General features: G+C 36.7%; 15 protein-coding genes. 7 read left to right on the forward strand and 8 right to left on the reverse strand.

What is annotated here, in order from left to right; all coding sequences use genetic code 11:
* The first annotated feature begins 36 nt into the window (after positions 1-36).
* Positions 37-1,581: a cell division protein FtsZ gene (ftsZ, locus tag GQN54_RS03840; RefSeq protein ID WP_160632171.1), complete on the forward strand. Its 1,545-nt coding sequence runs from the start codon at positions 37-39 to the stop codon at positions 1,579-1,581.
* Between the two features lie 103 nt (positions 1,582-1,684).
* Entirely contained in the window at positions 1,685-2,131 is a 447-nt protein-coding gene (locus GQN54_RS03845) for a GatB/YqeY domain-containing protein (protein WP_160632174.1), read from the forward strand.
* A gap of 65 nt (positions 2,132-2,196) precedes the next feature.
* On the opposite strand, the gene GQN54_RS03850 is transcribed toward GQN54_RS03845, so the two are convergent.
* The gene (locus tag GQN54_RS03850) at positions 2,197-2,811 is read right to left on the reverse strand and encodes a hypothetical protein (RefSeq protein WP_160632176.1); all 615 of its coding nucleotides are present in this window, start codon (positions 2,809-2,811) and stop codon (positions 2,197-2,199) included.
* 138 nt (positions 2,812-2,949) lie between these two features.
* Between GQN54_RS03850 and GQN54_RS03855 the strand changes: the two genes are divergently transcribed.
* Positions 2,950-3,570, forward strand: coding sequence for a hypothetical protein (locus GQN54_RS03855; protein ID WP_160632178.1), 621 nt, complete (start codon positions 2,950-2,952; stop codon positions 3,568-3,570).
* Between the two features lie 202 nt (positions 3,571-3,772).
* Here the strand turns inward: GQN54_RS03855 and groL are convergent, their stop codons facing one another.
* The 7 genes from groL to miaB all read right to left on the reverse strand — a co-directional run bounded on the left by groL (position 3,773) and on the right by miaB (position 10,487).
* Positions 3,773-5,407, reverse strand: a complete 1,635-nt coding sequence (gene groL, locus GQN54_RS03860; protein WP_160632180.1) for a chaperonin GroEL — start codon at positions 5,405-5,407, stop codon at positions 3,773-3,775.
* A 19-nt stretch (positions 5,408-5,426) separates the two neighbouring features.
* Positions 5,427-5,702, reverse strand: a complete 276-nt coding sequence (locus GQN54_RS03865; RefSeq protein WP_160632182.1) for a co-chaperone GroES — start codon at positions 5,700-5,702, stop codon at positions 5,427-5,429.
* Between the two features lie 171 nt (positions 5,703-5,873).
* On the reverse strand, positions 5,874-6,239 hold the full coding sequence (gene secG / locus GQN54_RS03870; RefSeq protein ID WP_160632184.1) for a preprotein translocase subunit SecG: 366 nt from the start codon (positions 6,237-6,239) through the stop codon (positions 5,874-5,876).
* 11 nt (positions 6,240-6,250) lie between these two features.
* A complete protein-coding gene (locus tag GQN54_RS03875; RefSeq protein WP_160632186.1) occupies positions 6,251-7,264 on the reverse strand; it encodes a tetratricopeptide repeat protein in 1,014 nt (337 codons plus the stop codon).
* Positions 7,264-7,773 (reverse strand): LptE family protein, encoded by a 510-nt coding sequence (locus tag GQN54_RS03880; protein ID WP_207554812.1) that lies wholly within the window; start codon positions 7,771-7,773, stop codon positions 7,264-7,266. The genes GQN54_RS03875 and GQN54_RS03880 overlap by 1 nt, the downstream gene beginning before the upstream one ends.
* Positions 7,770-9,032, reverse strand: coding sequence for a sigma-54 interaction domain-containing protein (locus GQN54_RS03885; RefSeq protein ID WP_160632188.1), 1,263 nt, complete (start codon positions 9,030-9,032; stop codon positions 7,770-7,772). Before GQN54_RS03885 ends, GQN54_RS03880 begins: the two co-directional genes overlap by 4 nt.
* A 6-nt stretch (positions 9,033-9,038) precedes the next feature.
* On the reverse strand, positions 9,039-10,487 hold the full coding sequence (gene miaB, locus GQN54_RS03890) for a tRNA (N6-isopentenyl adenosine(37)-C2)-methylthiotransferase MiaB (protein ID WP_160632190.1): 1,449 nt from the start codon (positions 10,485-10,487) through the stop codon (positions 9,039-9,041).
* Between the two features lie 235 nt (positions 10,488-10,722).
* On the opposite strand from miaB, the gene topA reads away from it, so the two are divergent.
* The 4 genes from topA to porK all read left to right on the forward strand — a co-directional run bounded on the left by topA (position 10,723) and on the right by porK (position 16,773).
* Positions 10,723-13,140 (forward strand): type I DNA topoisomerase, encoded by a 2,418-nt coding sequence (gene topA / locus GQN54_RS03895; RefSeq protein WP_160632192.1) that lies wholly within the window; start codon positions 10,723-10,725, stop codon positions 13,138-13,140.
* A 2-nt stretch (positions 13,141-13,142) separates the two neighbouring features.
* Positions 13,143-14,324, forward strand: coding sequence for a formimidoylglutamase (locus GQN54_RS03900; protein WP_160632194.1), 1,182 nt, complete (start codon positions 13,143-13,145; stop codon positions 14,322-14,324).
* A gap of 110 nt (positions 14,325-14,434) precedes the next feature.
* Positions 14,435-15,385 carry a PorP/SprF family type IX secretion system membrane protein gene (locus GQN54_RS03905; protein ID WP_160632195.1) on the forward strand — a complete coding sequence of 317 codons (951 nt, stop codon included), beginning with the start codon at positions 14,435-14,437 and terminating at the stop codon, positions 15,383-15,385.
* Between the two features lie 98 nt (positions 15,386-15,483).
* Positions 15,484-16,773, forward strand: coding sequence for a T9SS ring complex lipoprotein PorK/GldK (gene porK / locus GQN54_RS03910; protein WP_160632197.1), 1,290 nt, complete (start codon positions 15,484-15,486; stop codon positions 16,771-16,773).
* The last annotated feature ends 43 nt before the right edge of the window (positions 16,774-16,816 follow it).

A 16,816-nucleotide genomic window follows, 5' to 3' on the forward strand; every position in this document is an offset into this window, starting at 1 on the left:
AAAGAATTTTAGCAGAACAATAAAAACCATAGCATTATGAATTTTGACTTACCAAAAGATCAATCATCGATCATCAAAGTAATTGGTGTAGGCGGCGGCGGAAGCAACGCAGTGAACCATATGTATAATCAAGGGATTACTGGTGTAGATTTCATCATCTGCAACACTGATCAGCAAGCTTTAGATTTAAGCCCTATTCCTAATAAAATTCAGTTGGGGGCAACACTTACCGAAGGTAGAGGAGCAGGATCTAATCCAGAAGTAGGTAAAAATTCTGCTATTGAGAATGTTGACGAATTGAAAGAATTGTTTGCGACCAATACACAAATGGTATTCATTACCGCTGGTATGGGTGGTGGAACTGGTACAGGTGCGGCGCCAATTATTGCTCAGACTGCCCGTGAAATGGGTATTTTGACAGTTGGTATTGTTACAATTCCTTTTTCTTTTGAAGGGAGAAGAAGAAAATTGCAAGCTGATGAAGGTTTGGAGTCTTTGAGAAATAATGTGGATACATTGCTAATTATCTGCAACGATAAATTGCGTGAGATGTATGGAAACTTAAAAATGTCTGAAGCTTTTTCAAAAGCTGATGATATTCTAACTGTTGCAGCAAAAGGAATTGCTGAAATAATTACAGTAGCAGGTTATATCAACGTCGATTTTGAAGATGTAAAAACTGTAATGAAAGATGGTGGAACCGCCATTATGGGGTCAGCAAGTGCTGAGGGAACTGATCGAGCGATAACAGCGGTGACGAAGGCTATGGCGTCTCCATTGTTGAACGATAATGAAATTAAAGGTGCCAAGTATATTCTGCTAAATATTACTTCTGGCGAGGATGAAATTTCTATGGATGAGATCGATTCCATCACTGAATATATTCAAGAAGAAGCTGGTAATACAGCTGATATTATTTGGGGTAACGGAATTGACGAATCTTTAGGGAATAAAGTAAGTGTGACGATAGTTGCTACTGGTTTTGGGTCAAAGAATGCCATTGATGTAAACTTTAATGCTGAACCTAAGAAGATTGTTAGAAACTTGACGGACGAAGTGCCAACCAATATCACTCAGCAAGTAAACGGAGATGATAAAAAAGAAGAGGAGCCTAAAAAGGCCCCTAATGAGCCCTATTTAAAATCTTCTGAGAGTCAAGTTAGTTTTGAGTTTGAAATCAAAAAGCCTGAGCCAAGACAAATGCCATCTCCTGAGCCAGAAATGAAGAAAAAACCTGAGCCAGAAATAATACGTCATACGCTAGACGAGGAGATCGATAGCGCAAACGACGATTCTTCTCACGAAGAAACGATGCAACGAAAAACAATTAGTGATGAAGAGCAGATGCGAAGAGCGCATGAGCGTATTTTGAAACTAAAGAGTTTGAATTTGAAAATGAAGACTCCTGGAGGAATTAATGATTTAGAAAATGAGCCGGCCTACAAACGCCGAAACATTCGTTTGGATTCTACTCCACATAGTTCAGAATCTAATGTCTCTAGATATACGCTCTCCGAAGATGATGATAAAAAGACAACGTTAAGACAGAACAATTCTTTCTTACACGATAATGTGGATTGATTAACTTTTATTACTTTTTAAATTTAGAAGCCATTCTGTCTCATTTTTGTTGAGATGGGATGGCTTTTTTTTATCTTTGTTTCTCATAAAAAAATAGATTGAAATGACTTTAACAGAACAAATCAATAACGATATAAAAACGGCAATGAAAGAGCGTAATCAGCCTAAGTTAGCTGCTTTAAGAGCAATAAAATCTGCATTGTTATTAGCAGCAACCGAAAAGGGTGGAGGTTCAAATGCTGAAGCAGAAGAGGTGAGAATGTTGCAAAAGCAAGTGAAGCAACGCCGTGAAGCTGCTGAAATATACAAAACCCAAGGGAGAGAAGATTTGGCAAATGATGAAATTGATCAGGCTATTATAATAGAACAATACCTTCCAAAACAAATGAGTGAGGAGGAGTTGGTAAAGGAGATTACTGCAATTATAAGTGAAGTAGGTGCTACTAGTCCTGCTGATATGGGTAAGGTAATGGGAGCTGCTACAAAAAAGTTAGCTGGTAAAGCAGACGGGAAAGATATTTCAAGAATTGTAAAAGGAATGTTGAGTTAGTTGAGGCCAATTCAACTATTCAAAGCAATATTAAAAAGGGGGGCATTTTGCTCCCCTTTTTTTATTTAATTGGGTTTATTGTACTCGAAAAATAGTTTTTCATTAAATAACTCTACCGTGCGGTCATGACCTCTGTTGAATATGGGTAATGATTCATAAGTTCTAGTGAAATAGGGGAAGGGTGGTGGCATTTGATTGAGGCTAGAGTCGTAAATGACCAATGCGGGAATTCCCAAATTTTCTGTTCGGTTGAAATCTGCAATGAGAAAATAATCTATATTGATGCTTTCTTTAATTGGGTTTAAATTGGTGTCCAAGAGGATTCCAATAAACCTGCCATCAATAACTTCTGGCGTGTTTTCACTATAAAAATAATAAACCTGCTTAGTAAAGGTTAATTGATTCTGAAAAGCCTCAACAATGCTTTTATTCTCATTCTGTTGTTCTTTTTTGACTTCTTCTAACTTTTCAGTTAGCCCCATTTTTTGAAGCAATTCCAATTGTTTACTAGAAGTATTTAATCTCACTAAAAGAGTTCCATTCCTTAAATTTACTAAAGCATTGGAGGCGATTTCTTTTCTTTTCATCGCGATTTCCTCTCCATATATCAAATGGTCCTCTTGAGCAATTGTATTCATGCCAAAAAGTAGAAGTAGGAATAGTATAAGATAATATTTCATGGTGTTTATTTTCTACAATAATATAGACATATCGTAACGGTTTTTTGTCTACTAGAGTCTATTTTCCTATAAAATTAAGGATTTATAAAAAGGTCTTGCGTTTGCTTATGATGTTTCCAAACCAATAAAACATTTATTATGAAACAAGCTAACATACTTAATCACAAATCAACTTTACTAGCCTTAATTATTGCCGTTGTTTTTTCTTCTTGCTCAATGGTGAAATCTGGTGATGTTAATAATTTCAATCGAGTGAAATATCACCCGCATTTAAAGGGGGTAAAATTGACCAAAACGGATAAAGTTGAAAGGTCGGAGGCTACTGAGTTGAGTCAAGGTGACATTGAAAAATATGAAACCGAAAAATTAGAGCGAACTGTTATTGAATCTGATCTGATAGCGAATGAAGTTTCAAGTCCAAAGCTACAGAATAGAAAACCTGAAAGGTTGAAGTCAATCAAGCTAAGAACAGAGAAAGAGGTTCAGCATGAAAAGAGTAAGTTGAATGAATTTCCTCCATTTCTTGGACTAAGTGGGCTAAGCAATTGGAATGATTTGATGCCTTCTAATGGAACTATGCTTGCTACCCCCGCCGTTGACGACGATTCGGCAATCGGAGGACTCATTTGGCTATTGTTAGTGATATTACTTGTTCTTGTAATTTTAAGTATTCTAGCAGAATTGGGAGGTGGAGTAATTGGAACTCTAGTCGCCGTTTTGTTAATTTTATTAATACTAAGATTATTGGGGGTTATCTAGAACTAGCTTTTTTAGTTCGATCTATATATTTAAAAGACCTTGGAGTATCCAAGGTCTTTTTTTTGAGTTTTTATCTATTTAGATAAACCTTTATTTATTCTATTAATAAATCCCCTAAAAATTAATTAGAGCATTAACAAAATAAAAGAGCCCCAATACATTGGAGCTCTTTCTATATAAATTAAGTCGATTGAGAGGATGATTACATCATTCCACCCATTCCGCCCATACCACCTGGCATAGCTGGAGCACCACCTTCTTCAGGGATGTCAGCAATTACACACTCAGTAGTCAATAGCATACTTGCGATAGACGCAGCATTTTCTAAAGCTACACGAGATACTTTAGTTGGGTCAATTACACCTGCATCGAATAAGTTCTCGTAAACCTCAGTTCTTGCGTTGTAACCGTAATCCCCTTTTCCTTCTCTTACTTTCTGAATCACGATTGAACCTTCACCACCGCAGTTAGCCACAATTTGTCTCAATGGCTCTTCTACAGCTCTTCGGATAATTTGAATGCCTGTTTTTTCGTCTGCATTTTCGCCTTCTAAGCCATCTAATGCCACCAAAGCACGAATGTAAGCAACACCACCACCAGGAACGATTCCTTCTTCTACTGCAGCTCTTGTTGCAGCTAAAGCATCATCCACTCTATCTTTCTTTTCTTTCATTTCTACTTCAGAAGCAGCACCTACATAAAGAACAGCTACACCACCAGCTAATTTAGCTAAACGCTCTTGTAGCTTCTCTCTATCGTAATCAGAAGTAGTATTCTCCATCTGAGCCTTAATCTGAGCTACTCTAGACTGAATATCTTCTTTGTTTCCAGAACCATTTACGATAGTCGTATTGTCTTTATCGATAGTGATTTTTTCTGCTTGACCTAAGTAAGATAAATCAGCATTTTCTAATTTGTAACCTCTTTCTTCGGAAATCACAGTACCACCAGTTAAGATAGCGATGTCTTCCAACATCTCTTTTCTTCTGTCACCAAATCCTGGAGCCTTAACAGCAGCAATTTTTAATGATCCTCTGATTTTGTTTACTACCAAGGTAGCTAGAGCTTCACCTTCTACATCTTCAGCAATAATTAATAAAGGTCTTCCTGATTGTGCAGATTTTTCAAGTACAGGTAATAAATCCTTCATGTTAGAAACCTTCTTGTCGTAAATCAATACGTAAGGATTATCCAAATCAGCAATCATTTTTTCTGTATCTGTCACGAAATAAGGAGATAAGTATCCTCTGTCGAATTGCATTCCTTCTACTACTTCTACAGTAGTTTCAGTTCCTTTTGCCTCTTCTACAGTGATTACACCTTCTTTTTTCACTTTTGCCATTGCCTCAGCAATCAACTTACCAATGGAATTGTCATTGTTTGCAGAAATAGTAGCAACTTGCTCAATTTTTTGATTATCGTCACCAACAGTTTTAGATACTTTCTTCAATTCAGCAACGATAGCCGATACTGCTTTGTCTATACCTCTCTTTAAATCCATTGGATTAGCTCCAGCTGCTACGTTTTTCAAACCCGCAGTAACAATTGCTTGCGCCAGAATAGTCGCCGTAGTTGTGCCATCACCTGCATCGTCTGCAGTTTTAGAAGCTACTTCTTTTAGCATCTGAGCACCCATGTTCTCAACAGTGTCTTTCAGTTCGATTTCTTTCGCTACTGATACACCATCCTTAGTAACTGATGGAGCTCCAAATTTTTTATCTATAATTACATTTCTACCTTTAGGGCCTAGCGTTACTTTTACTGCGTTCGCTAAAATGTCTACACCTCTTTTCAGTGCATCACGTGCTTCTAAGTCGAATGTTATTTCCTTTGCCATTTTCTTTTAATTTTTAGATTTAAACAATTGCTAAAATATCAGACTCTCTCATGATCAAATAGTCTTTTCCTTCTAATGCCAACTCTGATCCTGAGTATTTTCCATAAAGAACCTTGTCTCCAACTTTTACAGTCATTGGTTCATCAGGTTTGCCATTACCCACGGCTACTACAACGCCTCTCTGTGGTTTCTCTTTAGCGGTATCAGGAATAAAAATACCTCCTGCCGTTTTCTCTTCTGCTGCAGCTGGTTCTACCAGAACTCTATCTGCAAGTGGTTTAATGTTTACTGACATATATTTACTAAATTTTAAAAATGAATTTAATTTTTACGAGAGAGCAATTGTCATATTTTATGCCAATGCTGTTTTTGTTAAAAATTGACAGAATAAATGAATTTTGGACACAAAAAAAGTGTCAGAATATGACATTCTGACACTTTAAAATAAGATTTATTTTCTATTTTTTTATTCTGCTTCTTCAGCAGGAACATCTTCTGCATTATCAGGAGTAGCAATATCGTCTTGCAACAATGGAGCTTGCTCTGTTGGAATGATAATTTGGTTGGCTTCGTTGGTCAATTCAGACTCTGTAGGCTCTACCGAAACAGTAGTGTTCTCATTAAAAGTCGCCGAGACAACGCTTAGTACTACCAATGCAATCGCTAATGTCCAAGTCGCTTTCTCTATAAAGTCGGTTGTCTTTCTAACTCCCATTACTTGGTTGGATGATGAAAAGTTAGAAGCAAGACCACCTTTTGGATTTTGAACTAGTACTACTAGAATCAATAAGATGGCGATGATTAAAATCAATACGGATATAATTGTGCCCATTCTATTTTTATTTATTTAGGTTCTTCACCCAGTTTATTAATTTGGTTTGCAAAATAAATTCTTTTTTCTGGATATTTCAAGGCTAATTTCTCATAAGCTGAAATTGCTTTCTCTTTATTGCCTTGTTGAGCATAAATTTTTGCTAATGTTTCAGTTACCAAGTCATCATCTTCCTTTACACTTAGCCTAGCCATGTTGGCCGGAGAGTAAAATTCTCGCTTAGGACGTATTTGAGGTTCCGATTTAATAAACTTATTGATTAAATCAGTTTTTGCAGCAGTTGGTTTTGTTTCTTCCTTTTTTTGAGGTGCATCGTTGGCATATATCCCCAACCATTCATTAAAGCTGTGTTCTCCAGCCTCTATTACTGACGCTGCACTTACAGTTGGTTGTTCATCATTCTGCGTATTGTCTTCCGAATCTATTTCATCTACTTCTAAAAGTAAGGAACTACTAATAGCGGAACTTAATATTTGTTGTTCTAAGAAGATGTCTTCTTCCGTTTTTACCGGTTTTATGGATTCAGTAGTAGAGTTAGTTTCAACGATAGTAGAAGCTGGAGTGTTCTCCGATTGATTGTGAGCTGATGCTATATCGTTATTAATAGAGCTCGTAGGGGTAACATCTATCGTATCAGGTGCCTTTTGATTGTCCTCTAAGCTTTTCTTACTTTCGTTTAAATGCGATTCTGAATTATTAGGAAAAGTGCTAATATCTCCTGACGTTGTTTCTGCATCAGAAGGAAATTGCGTTTCATCTAATTCAGTCACTTTTTCAGATATTGAAACTGTTTTTCTCTCTAATATTAATCGATGCAAAACTTTTCTATCTGCTGCGTATGCTGCAGCTAAGCGCAATTGATTCTCGAACGCTATATCATCTGAATTGTGAAAAGCCTTGGCTAATACTATTTGTCCAGTTTGGCAATACGGGAAATCTATCGTGAACTGTTGTAATGCCGCAATTGCATCCTGCTGAACATTTTCAGGGTGTTTTATAAATGATATGAATTCATTTTTATTCATTACCAATTGCTAACTGATGCATTAAAAATATCTTGTGTCAGTTTTTCATTAATTGATTCAATCAATTGATCTTCTACTGCAGATAAATTTTCTGTAGAAGAGAAGTCTTCAAACTGAGTAAATGAGCGTTCAAAGCTTTGTGTTTCGTCCACAGTGTTGGTAAACTTAACATTTACTGTCATATTTAAACGGGTTTGTGCAGCAACTTCATTTCCTTGGATAGCTAAAGGAACTGCTTCATACCGCGTAATGGCACCTTCAAATCTAAGGTCACCTGATTCTCTTACTAACGTTAAGTTAGTTTGAGAGATAAAAACATCTTTTAATGCTTCAGTAAATTTTTGACTCACCGTAACCTGAGCAATTGGTGCATAGTTGGGAAATAGTGCAACAGAAACAGTTTTTACTTTAGGATCAATTGAGGCGCCAGTAAACGAGTAGCACCCATTGAAACAGAACAGTGTTGCGATAACACAACTGATGAGTATGGATTTGATCGTCATTTTCATAAGTCTGCAATATTATATTCTTTTATCTTACGATATAACGTTCGCTCAGAAATTCCTAATTCTTTGGAGGCATTTTTTCGTTTGCCATCGTATTTCTTTAAGGCACGTTTAATCAATTCTTTCTCTGTGTCAGCTATGGATAAGGTGTCTTCTACAATTTCATGGTTAGGCTCTTCAGTCTCGTCCTCTTCATAATTAGCAGCGGAGTTATTTTCGATTGGTTGACTGTATTGCTGGATTCTTACTGGTAATTCATTTTTTTCAACATCATGTTCATCATCGTACAATCGCTGAATAATTTGAGCACCTTCTTTACTATTTACAAAACCATTGTCAGAGTTAAGTGCTTTGAAAACAAGAGTTTTTAAGTCAGTGACGTCTCGTTTTAAATCAAATAATACTTTATACAAAATTTCTCTTTCATTCATTCCGGCTTCACCTTCATCGCTTTTATAAATTGCAGGTAGATGGTGATTGTCAATAGTTGGTAAGTAATTTTTTAATATAGATTCATCAATCTCCTTTTTTTTCTCAATTACAGAAATTTGCTCAGTTACATTTTTTAATTGACGAATATTACCTGGCCATCTGAAGTTCTCTAATAAAATTCTTGCTCTATCAGTTAACTGAACGACAGGCATTCGGTATTTAGCAGCGAAATCTGAAGCAAACTTTCTAAATAATAGGTAGATGTCTTCTTTTCGCTCCCGCAAAGGTGGAATTAAGATTGGAACGGTATTTAATCGGTAGTATAAATCTTCCCGAAATTTATTGTTCTTTATTGCTTCTGGAATATTAACGTTGGTCGCTGCTACTATTCTAACGTTTGTTTTTTGAGTTTTCGAAGATCCTACTTTTAAGAATTCACCGGTTTCTAAAACTCTTAACAATCGAACCTGAGTCTGTAAAGGTAGTTCAGCAACCTCATCCAAAAAGATAGTTCCGCCGTCTGCGACTTCGAAGTATCCTTTTCTCGCCTCATTAGCCCCTGTAAATGAACCTTTTTCATGTCCAAATAATTCGGAATCAATAGTGCCTTCTGGAATAGCCCCACAGTTTACTGCAATGTATTTATTGTGTTTTCTCGCACTTAGTTGATGGATAATCTGAGGCATATTTTCTTTTCCAACTCCACTTTCACCACCTACTAACACAGATAGGTCGGTAGGGGCTACTTGAACAGCAATATCAATAGCTCTTAATAGTACCGGGGAGTTTCCGATAATCCCAAAACGTTGTTTTATTTGATCTACTGTCATTTCTGTTTAATTTACGACTTTTCCTAATAAAGTGCCGGTTGTGCAATCTTCTATTAGCACATTTACATATGTGCCAATTTTGTGATTTTCTTTTGGGAAAACCGCTACTGCATTTTGGGGAGTTCTGCCAAATAACTCCTGGTCAGACTTTTTAGAGACCCCTTCAATTAGTACTTCAAAGGTTTTGCCTACCATTTCACTATTTCTAAATGCAGCGTTTTCTCTATGCAGTCGGATTATCTCTTCTAATCTTCGTTGTTTAGTATCCTCTGGTACATCGTCCTTAAACTTTCTCTGAGCGACAGTGTTTGGTCTCTCGGAGTACTTAAACATATATCCCAAGCCGTATTTAACATAACGCATCATTTCTAAGGTTTCTTGATGATCATCTTCCGTTTCGGTACAAAAACCAACAATAATATCAGTAGAAATAGCACAACCGGGTATAATTCTATTTATTGCATCGATTCGTTCTTTATACCATTCTTTGGTATAACCTCGATTCATTAATTTGAGTATTCTTGAGCTTCCTGACTGCACTGGTAAGTGTATGTAGCTACAAACATGATGATACTTTGCAATAACATGTAATACATCATCTGTCAAATCCTGAGGGTGTGAAGTTGAAAAACGAACCCTTAAGAGCGGACTAATCTGTGCAACCTTCTCTAGTAATTGAGCAAAATTGACACTTTTAGCTTTTTCTTCTTCAGAAAGATTTTTAAATTCTTTCTTTAAGCCGCCTCCATACCATAGATAGGAGTCTACGTTTTGTCCCAATAAAGTAACCTCCCTATATCCGCTTTCAAACAATTGTTTTGCTTCATTATAAACACTCTCTGGATCTCTACTTCGTTCTCTTCCTCTGGTAAAAGGGACAACGCAAAAGGTACACATATTGTCGCAACCTCTAGTAATAGAAACAAAGGCTGTTACGCCGTTTTCGTTGGTTCTTTTTGGAACAATATCTCCGTAGGTTTCCTCCTTGGATAAAATTACATTTACCGCTTTTTGACCATTGTCTACTTCATTCACTAAGTTCGGAAGATCTCTGTATGCATCAGGACCCACAACTAAATCAACCAACTTTTCTTGGTCGATTAGTTGAGACTTTAGGCGCTCAGCCATACATCCTAAAACCCCGATTATCATTTCGGGTTTGTTTTTTTTGATAGTATTAAAATTTGAAAGTCTCTTCCGAATAGTTTGTTCAGCTTTGTCACGGATAGAACAAGTGTTCAATAACACCAAGTCCGCTTCAGCTAATTCTTTGGTCGTGCCAAATCCATCCTGCGAAAGAATAGAAGCTACTACTTCGCTATCCGCAAAATTCATTTGACAACCATAGCTTTCAATGTATACTTTTCGCTCAGAGCTACTTTTGATTGCTGAGGGAGGAGCCAAAGCCTCTCCTTGTCTATTCTCATCCACTACTTTTATTCCTTCTTTCAGCATTTTTGTTTAATTGTACTTTTTCGAATTTCAAAATTAGCCATTTTTTAAAAGTGTGACAAAATGACATATTTTTTAAGATAATTTAATTTAAGTGGATATTGTGATTTTAGCGTCCTAGAAAGCAGTGTGTTGGGAATGAGTTTTAAAATGATATTTGTGAATACTTTTGTTAGCTAATTGTTTTATCATTTTATTTGTATCGAATTTTTCACTTAATAGATTTAAAAAATCAAGAATGGCCAAAAACTTAGTAATAGTAGAATCACCAGCAAAAGCAAAGACAATTGAAGGATTTTTAGGGAAGGACTTTGTTGTGAAATCGAGTTTTGGTCACATTCGAGATCTTCCAGGAAAAGATATTTCCATTGATATAGAAAATAATTTCGAACCCAAATATGTTATCTCCGATGACAAGAAAAAAGTGGTCGCTGAATTAAAAAAACTTTCGAAATCCTCAGATATGGTGTGGTTAGCGACGGATGAGGATCGCGAAGGAGAGGCCATCTCATGGCATTTATTAGAAGCGCTTGGGTTAGATGAGAAAAAGACTAAACGAATTGTTTTTCATGAGATTACAAAGGGTGCTATAACTCACGCTATTGAAACCCCAAGAGCATTAGATAAAAATTTGGTGGATGCGCAACAAGCAAGAAGAGTATTAGACCGACTAGTAGGCTATGAATTGTCTCCTATTCTTTGGAAGAAAATTAAACCTTCTCTCTCTGCTGGTAGGGTGCAATCTGTTGCAGTTCGCTTAATTGTTGAAAGGGAGCGTGAAATCATGAATTTTAATGCTTCTTCCTCTTATCGAGTTATTGGGAATTTTGTAATTGGTGGAAAAACCATTTTAAAAGCAGAGTTGCCAAAGCGATTTCCTTCAATGGAAGAAGCGCAAGATTTTTTAGAAGCATGTGCTAAGTCTGAATTCTCGATTGCAGACCTAGAGACTAAGCCTGCCAAAAAATCACCTACGGCTCCTTTTACTACCTCTACTCTTCAGCAGGAAGCAAGTAGGAAGTTAGGGTATTCTGTTAGCCAAACAATGATGATCGCTCAACGATTGTATGAATCTGGAAAGATTACATACATGAGAACAGATTCTGTTAACTTATCAGAAACGGCATTGAATGGTGCACGTAATGAGATTATTTCGGCTTACGGTAAAGAGTATGCACAAACTAGGAAGTATGCGACTAAGTCAAAGGGAGCGCAAGAAGCTCACGAGGCCATTCGACCGACAGACTTTGCTGTACATGAAATTGGAGGTTCCTCTCAAGAGTCAAGATTGTATGACTTGATTTGGAAACGGTCTATTGCTTCCCAAATGAGTGATGCTCAATTGGAAAAAACGACTGTTAAAATTGATGTTTCTAAAGCTGATCAAGATTTCGTTGCAAAAGGAGAGGTTATCAAATTTGAAGGATTCTTGAAAGTCTATCTTGAATCAACAGATGATGAATCTGAAGAGGAAAAAGAAGGAGTGCTTCCTCCAATGAAAGTTGGTGAGAAGTTGGGATTGAAGGAAATTTCGGCTACGCAGCGTTTTACACAACATCCACCAAGATATCAAGAGGCAAGTTTAGTTCGAAAGCTAGAAGAGTTAGGTATAGGTCGTCCGTCTACATATGCACCAACTATATCAACGGTTCAAAAGAGGGGGTATGTAATCAAAGAGGCAAGAGAAGGTGTTGAACGAAAATACATGCAATTAACACTAGATGCGAAAGGGATAAATAAAGAAGAGCGAACCGAGACGACAGGAGCTGAAAAAAATAAATTGTTTCCTACTGATATAGGAATGGTAGTAACTGATTTTTTATTAGAGCATTTCGAAAGAATCATGGACTATAGTTTCACTGCAAATGTTGAAAAGCAGTTTGATGAAATTGCAGAGGGACAAAGGAAATGGAATAAGATGATTGAAACCTTCTACAAAACTTTTCATACCAATGTTGTGGATACATTAGAAAATGCGGATCGCGCTAGTGGTGAAAGAGAGTTGGGGAAGGATCCAAAAACAGGTAAAAAGCTAATCGTTAGAATTGGAAGATTTGGACCCATGGCTCAAATTGGAGATTCTGAAGATGAAGATAAGCCACAGTTTGCTAGTCTTCTTCCAACTCAAAATTTGGAAACAATCACTTTTGAAGAAGCATTGGATTTATTCAAGTTGCCTCGTGAAGTTGGAGAATATAAAGGGGAAAAGATGTTTGCAGCAATTGGAAGATTTGGACCTTATATACGTTATGGTAAACTATTTGCTTCTATTAAGAAAGCGGATGGGGATGACCCAATGACAATTACTCACGATAGAGCAGTAGAAATTGTTCAGGCTAAAATTCAGGCAGAAAAAGAAAAATACATCAAAGTATTTGAAGAAGATCCGGATGTTCAGGTTCTAAAGGGTAGATTCGGGCCTTACATTAAACACGGGAAAAAAAATGTTAAAATTCCCAAAGATGTTGAGCCAAGTTCTTTGACATTGGAGCAATGTTTAAAGTTATCAGCTGAGGCGCCGGATAAAAAAGGTAGAGGAGCGGCTTCTACTAAGAAGACTGCAGCAAAAAAAACTACCACTAAAAAAGCTCCAGCAAAGAAAAAGACTACAGCCAAGAAGACGACTGCGAAAAAGACACCACCTAAAAAGAAGTAAAAATGGATTTTTTGGATTTTATTGAAGGTGTTCAATTAGATAAAGCGCTTGCCAATATAAATTATCAAGCAGATCATCTAAAAAATGTTGTTAGAATTAGAACCACTGAAGATGTTGGTTCCTTTGAGTGGTTGCCTTCTGATAAAATTGCTATTGTTGGAGTAGAAGAAGATCGGGGAAATGCTGTTAACCTTGGTGCTGCAGATGCTCCTGACCAATTTAGAAAATATTTTTACCAACTTTATAAAGGAGTAGGTTTTGCCAATATAGTCGATCTGGGAAATATCAAAGCAGGAGATGCATTGTCTGATACTTATTTTGCAGTTTCAGAAACAGTTAGTGGTTTAATAAAGAAAGGGATAATTCCGGTAATTATTGGTGGGACCAAAGATTTGACTTTTGCAAATTTCCAAGCTTATAAAACACTGGAACAAACGGTTAATCTTACTGCTATAGATTCTGCATTTAATATAGGGGAAACTACTGCGCCTATATCAGCCTCGAATTATTTGAGTAAAGTAGTGCTTCATCAACCTAATTTTCTTTTCAATTTTAGCAATATAGGTTACCAGACTTATTTCGTCAGTCAAAACGAAGTGGCTTTGATTGATCAATTGTTTTTCGACACCTATAGGCTTGGTTTTGTGCGTTCTGATATTCGGGAAAATGAACCGATTATAAGGAATGCGGACTTCGTAAGTTTTGATATTTCTTCAATCAGGCAGTCTGAGGCTCCTGCATGTGCATCAGCTACACCCAATGGGCTGTTTGGTGACGAAGCCTGTCAATTGGCAAGATACGCTGGTTTGAGCGACAAATTAACATCAATTGGCTTTTACGAGGTGAATCCTTCTCTTGATTTTCACGGACAAACAAGCCACTTGTTAGCTCAAATGGTTTGGTATTTTATGGATGGTGTTTTTAATCGTAAAAAGGATTTTCCTGCTTGTAATAAAACAGAATATATTAAGTATACGGTTGCTATGGAATCTCAAAAGGACGATATCGTTTTTTATAAAAGTGAGAAAAGTGACCGTTGGTTTATGGATGTGCCATATCCGAATGCCTCAGGTAGTAAATATGAACGACATTTGTTAGTTCCATGTAGCTATTTGGATTATCAAGTAGCTTGCAATAACGAGTTGCCAGACAGATGGGTTCAGACATTTAAGAAGCTACGATAGTCAAAAAATTGGAAAGAAAAATTCAAGAGATTCGTTAAAAAAGTTTAACAACTTACAAATTTTAGGTATTTTAGTGCACCAAAATCTTTGTTAAAAAGAAATTTCATCCTATGAAGAAACTGTTACTTAGTGCTTTAGTTCTTTTTGCTGGTGCGTCGTATGCGCAACAAGATCCGCAATTCACACAAAACATGTTTAATAAGCTGGCTGTCAATCCTGGTTTCGCAGGAACAAGCAATGCGTATTGTGGTACTTTAATTTCTCGCCAGCAATGGATGGGTTTTGAAGGAAATCCTCAAACAAACCTATTTAGCTTAGATGCTAAAATTAGGCCGTTCGATAGATTTAATAGTGGTGTGGGTTTGACCATTATGCAAGACGAGATTGGGCCTGAAAAAACTTTTTCTGCAAAATTAGCATATGCTTACCATAAGACCATTGGAAACGGATTGCTGTCTGTAGGTGTTGAAGGGGGAGTTTATAATAAGAATATAAATGGAGACTGGGTTACAGGTGGTTTTTTTGGAGATGGATCCGAAGATCCTTCGATTCCAAATGGAGAAGCTTCAGATTTGTCATTTGATTTAGGAGTCGGTGCATATTATGTAACAACTGATTACTATGTTGGAATTTCAAGTACTCACCTAACTGTGCCTTCATTAAGTGGCAAGGCTACAAGGTCATCGTTTGAGTATAGTTTAGCCAGACACTTTTATGTAATGGGGGGATACAATATTAGCTTTAGTAGTCCGTTTGTATTGAAGCCTTCGATTTTTATCAAGTCTGATGTTTCTTCTACGCAAATAGATGTGAACGCTTTGTTGGAGTGGAACGAAACGGTGTGGGGAGGTTTTACTTATAGATATGAAGATGCTGTGGCAATTTTGGCAGGAGTGAATGTGCCCATGATTGATGGGTTGAAAGTTGGGGTCTCATATGATTTCAGTACCTCGATCTTAAATGAATATAATGATGGTTCACTTGAGTTTATGTTAGGGTATTGTTACCCAATCAAGAATCCATTAAAAATACAGCGATATAAGAGCGTTCGATTTTTATAAAAAAAAGTATACATTTGAAACCTTTTAAAAAAAAGAAGGTATAAAGAACTCTTCAACCAAGGCTTTGTAGTAAGGGCCTTATTAGTAAATAGAAAAAAATGAAAAAGTTAGTCATATTAGGAGCGGTTATAGCTTTGTTTTCTTCTTGTAGTCAGGAGAACGGCGAGCTTATAGGAGTGCAAGGACGGGAGATGTTTTATCAGCCTGTTCCTTACGGTATGTTGTTAATTCCTCAGGGTAGTTATACTATGGGAAATGATGATCAGGATGTTACCAGTTCTGCCGTTGCACAGACAAAAGTAGTTTCTGTTGCGGCATTTTACATGGATCAGACAGAAATATCAAATAATGAATATCGACAGTTTGTTTATTGGGTGAGAGATTCAATCGCAAGAAAAATTCTTGGAGAAGAAGTTTCAGAAGATTATCTACACACAGTAAATATCTACGGTGAAGATATTGATCCACCAATTATCAATTGGCAAATGAAGTTCCGTTGGGATGGAGATGAGGAGAGAGAAGCTCTTGAGGTGATGTATCTGCCTGATTATGAGCGTTTTTATGGAAGAAAAGAAATTGATACTCGAAAGCTTATGTTTGAGTATTCATGGATTGATTGGCAAGCAGCTGCCTCTAGAAAAAACAGAGAGCAAGGAAAAATTGACCGTTCTGTATTTATAAAAAAGGATATCATCAACATCTATCCAGATACTTTAGCATGGGTGCATGATTTTACATACTCATTCAATGAGCCAATGACCAATGCTTATTTTTGGCATCCATCTTATGATGACTATCCATTGGTAGGTGTTAGCTGGAAACAAGCAAGAGCGTTTTCTATTTGGAGAAGTGAATTGTTGAACAATTTCCTGGACCAGCGAGGAATGACAACCGTACAATACTTTAGATTGCCGACTGAGTCTGAATGGGAATGGGCTGCAAGAGGCGGTTTGGATAATAACCAATACCCATGGGGTGGTCCTTACATCAGAAATACCAAAGGTTGTTTCTTAGGAAACTTTAAGCCATTAAGAGGGAATTATGTGGATGATGGTGGATTAACAACAGTAGCAGTTAATGCTTATAATCCAAATGATTATGGATTGTTTTGTATGGCTGGAAATGTTGCTGAGTGGACAAGTAATGCATTTGATGAGTCTTCGTACAATTTTGCACATGATTTAAATATGGATTATGTCTATGAAGCCAAGGAATCTGATCCACCTTCATTGAAAAGAAAAGTTATTAGAGGAGGTTCATGGAAGGATGTAGGAATGTACCTTATGAATGGAACTAGAACATACGAATATCAAGATACTGCTAAATGTTATATTGGATTTAGAAACGTTATGTCTTATTTGGGAAGAGGAACTAACGACCAGTTGTAACAAATAGCTAAGATTTACACTAACTAATTATTATTTATCAATT

This window comes from Acidiluteibacter ferrifornacis (assembly GCF_009909615.1).
Lineage (GTDB): Bacteria > Bacteroidota > Bacteroidia > Flavobacteriales_E > Vicingaceae > Acidiluteibacter > Acidiluteibacter ferrifornacis.

Bases quoted from the DNA above. Each gene is read 5' to 3' on its own strand.
- GQN54_RS03885 (WP_160632188.1), bottom strand. From the start codon at position 9,032: ATGACAGTAGATCAAATAAAACAACGTTTTGGGATTATCGGAAACTCC.
- ftsZ (WP_160632171.1), top strand. From the start codon at position 37: ATGAATTTTGACTTACCAAAAGATCAATCATCGATCATCAAAGTAATT.
- GQN54_RS03880 (WP_207554812.1), bottom strand. From the start codon at position 7,773: ATGAAAATGACGATCAAATCCATACTCATCAGTTGTGTTATCGCAACA.
- GQN54_RS03855 (WP_160632178.1), top strand. From the start codon at position 2,950: ATGAAACAAGCTAACATACTTAATCACAAATCAACTTTACTAGCCTTA.
- GQN54_RS03905 (WP_160632195.1), top strand. From the start codon at position 14,435: ATGAAGAAACTGTTACTTAGTGCTTTAGTTCTTTTTGCTGGTGCGTCG.
- topA (WP_160632192.1), top strand. From the start codon at position 10,723: ATGGCCAAAAACTTAGTAATAGTAGAATCACCAGCAAAAGCAAAGACA.
- miaB (WP_160632190.1), bottom strand. From the start codon at position 10,487: ATGCTGAAAGAAGGAATAAAAGTAGTGGATGAGAATAGACAAGGAGAG.
- secG (WP_160632184.1), bottom strand. From the start codon at position 6,239: ATGGGCACAATTATATCCGTATTGATTTTAATCATCGCCATCTTATTG.
- GQN54_RS03875 (WP_160632186.1), bottom strand. From the start codon at position 7,264: ATGAATAAAAATGAATTCATATCATTTATAAAACACCCTGAAAATGTT.
- GQN54_RS03850 (WP_160632176.1), bottom strand. From the start codon at position 2,811: ATGAAATATTATCTTATACTATTCCTACTTCTACTTTTTGGCATGAAT.
- GQN54_RS03900 (WP_160632194.1), top strand. From the start codon at position 13,143: ATGGATTTTTTGGATTTTATTGAAGGTGTTCAATTAGATAAAGCGCTT.
- porK (WP_160632197.1), top strand. From the start codon at position 15,484: ATGAAAAAGTTAGTCATATTAGGAGCGGTTATAGCTTTGTTTTCTTCT.
- GQN54_RS03865 (WP_160632182.1), bottom strand. From the start codon at position 5,702: ATGTCAGTAAACATTAAACCACTTGCAGATAGAGTTCTGGTAGAACCA.
- groL (WP_160632180.1), bottom strand. From the start codon at position 5,407: ATGGCAAAGGAAATAACATTCGACTTAGAAGCACGTGATGCACTGAAA.
- GQN54_RS03845 (WP_160632174.1), top strand. From the start codon at position 1,685: ATGACTTTAACAGAACAAATCAATAACGATATAAAAACGGCAATGAAA.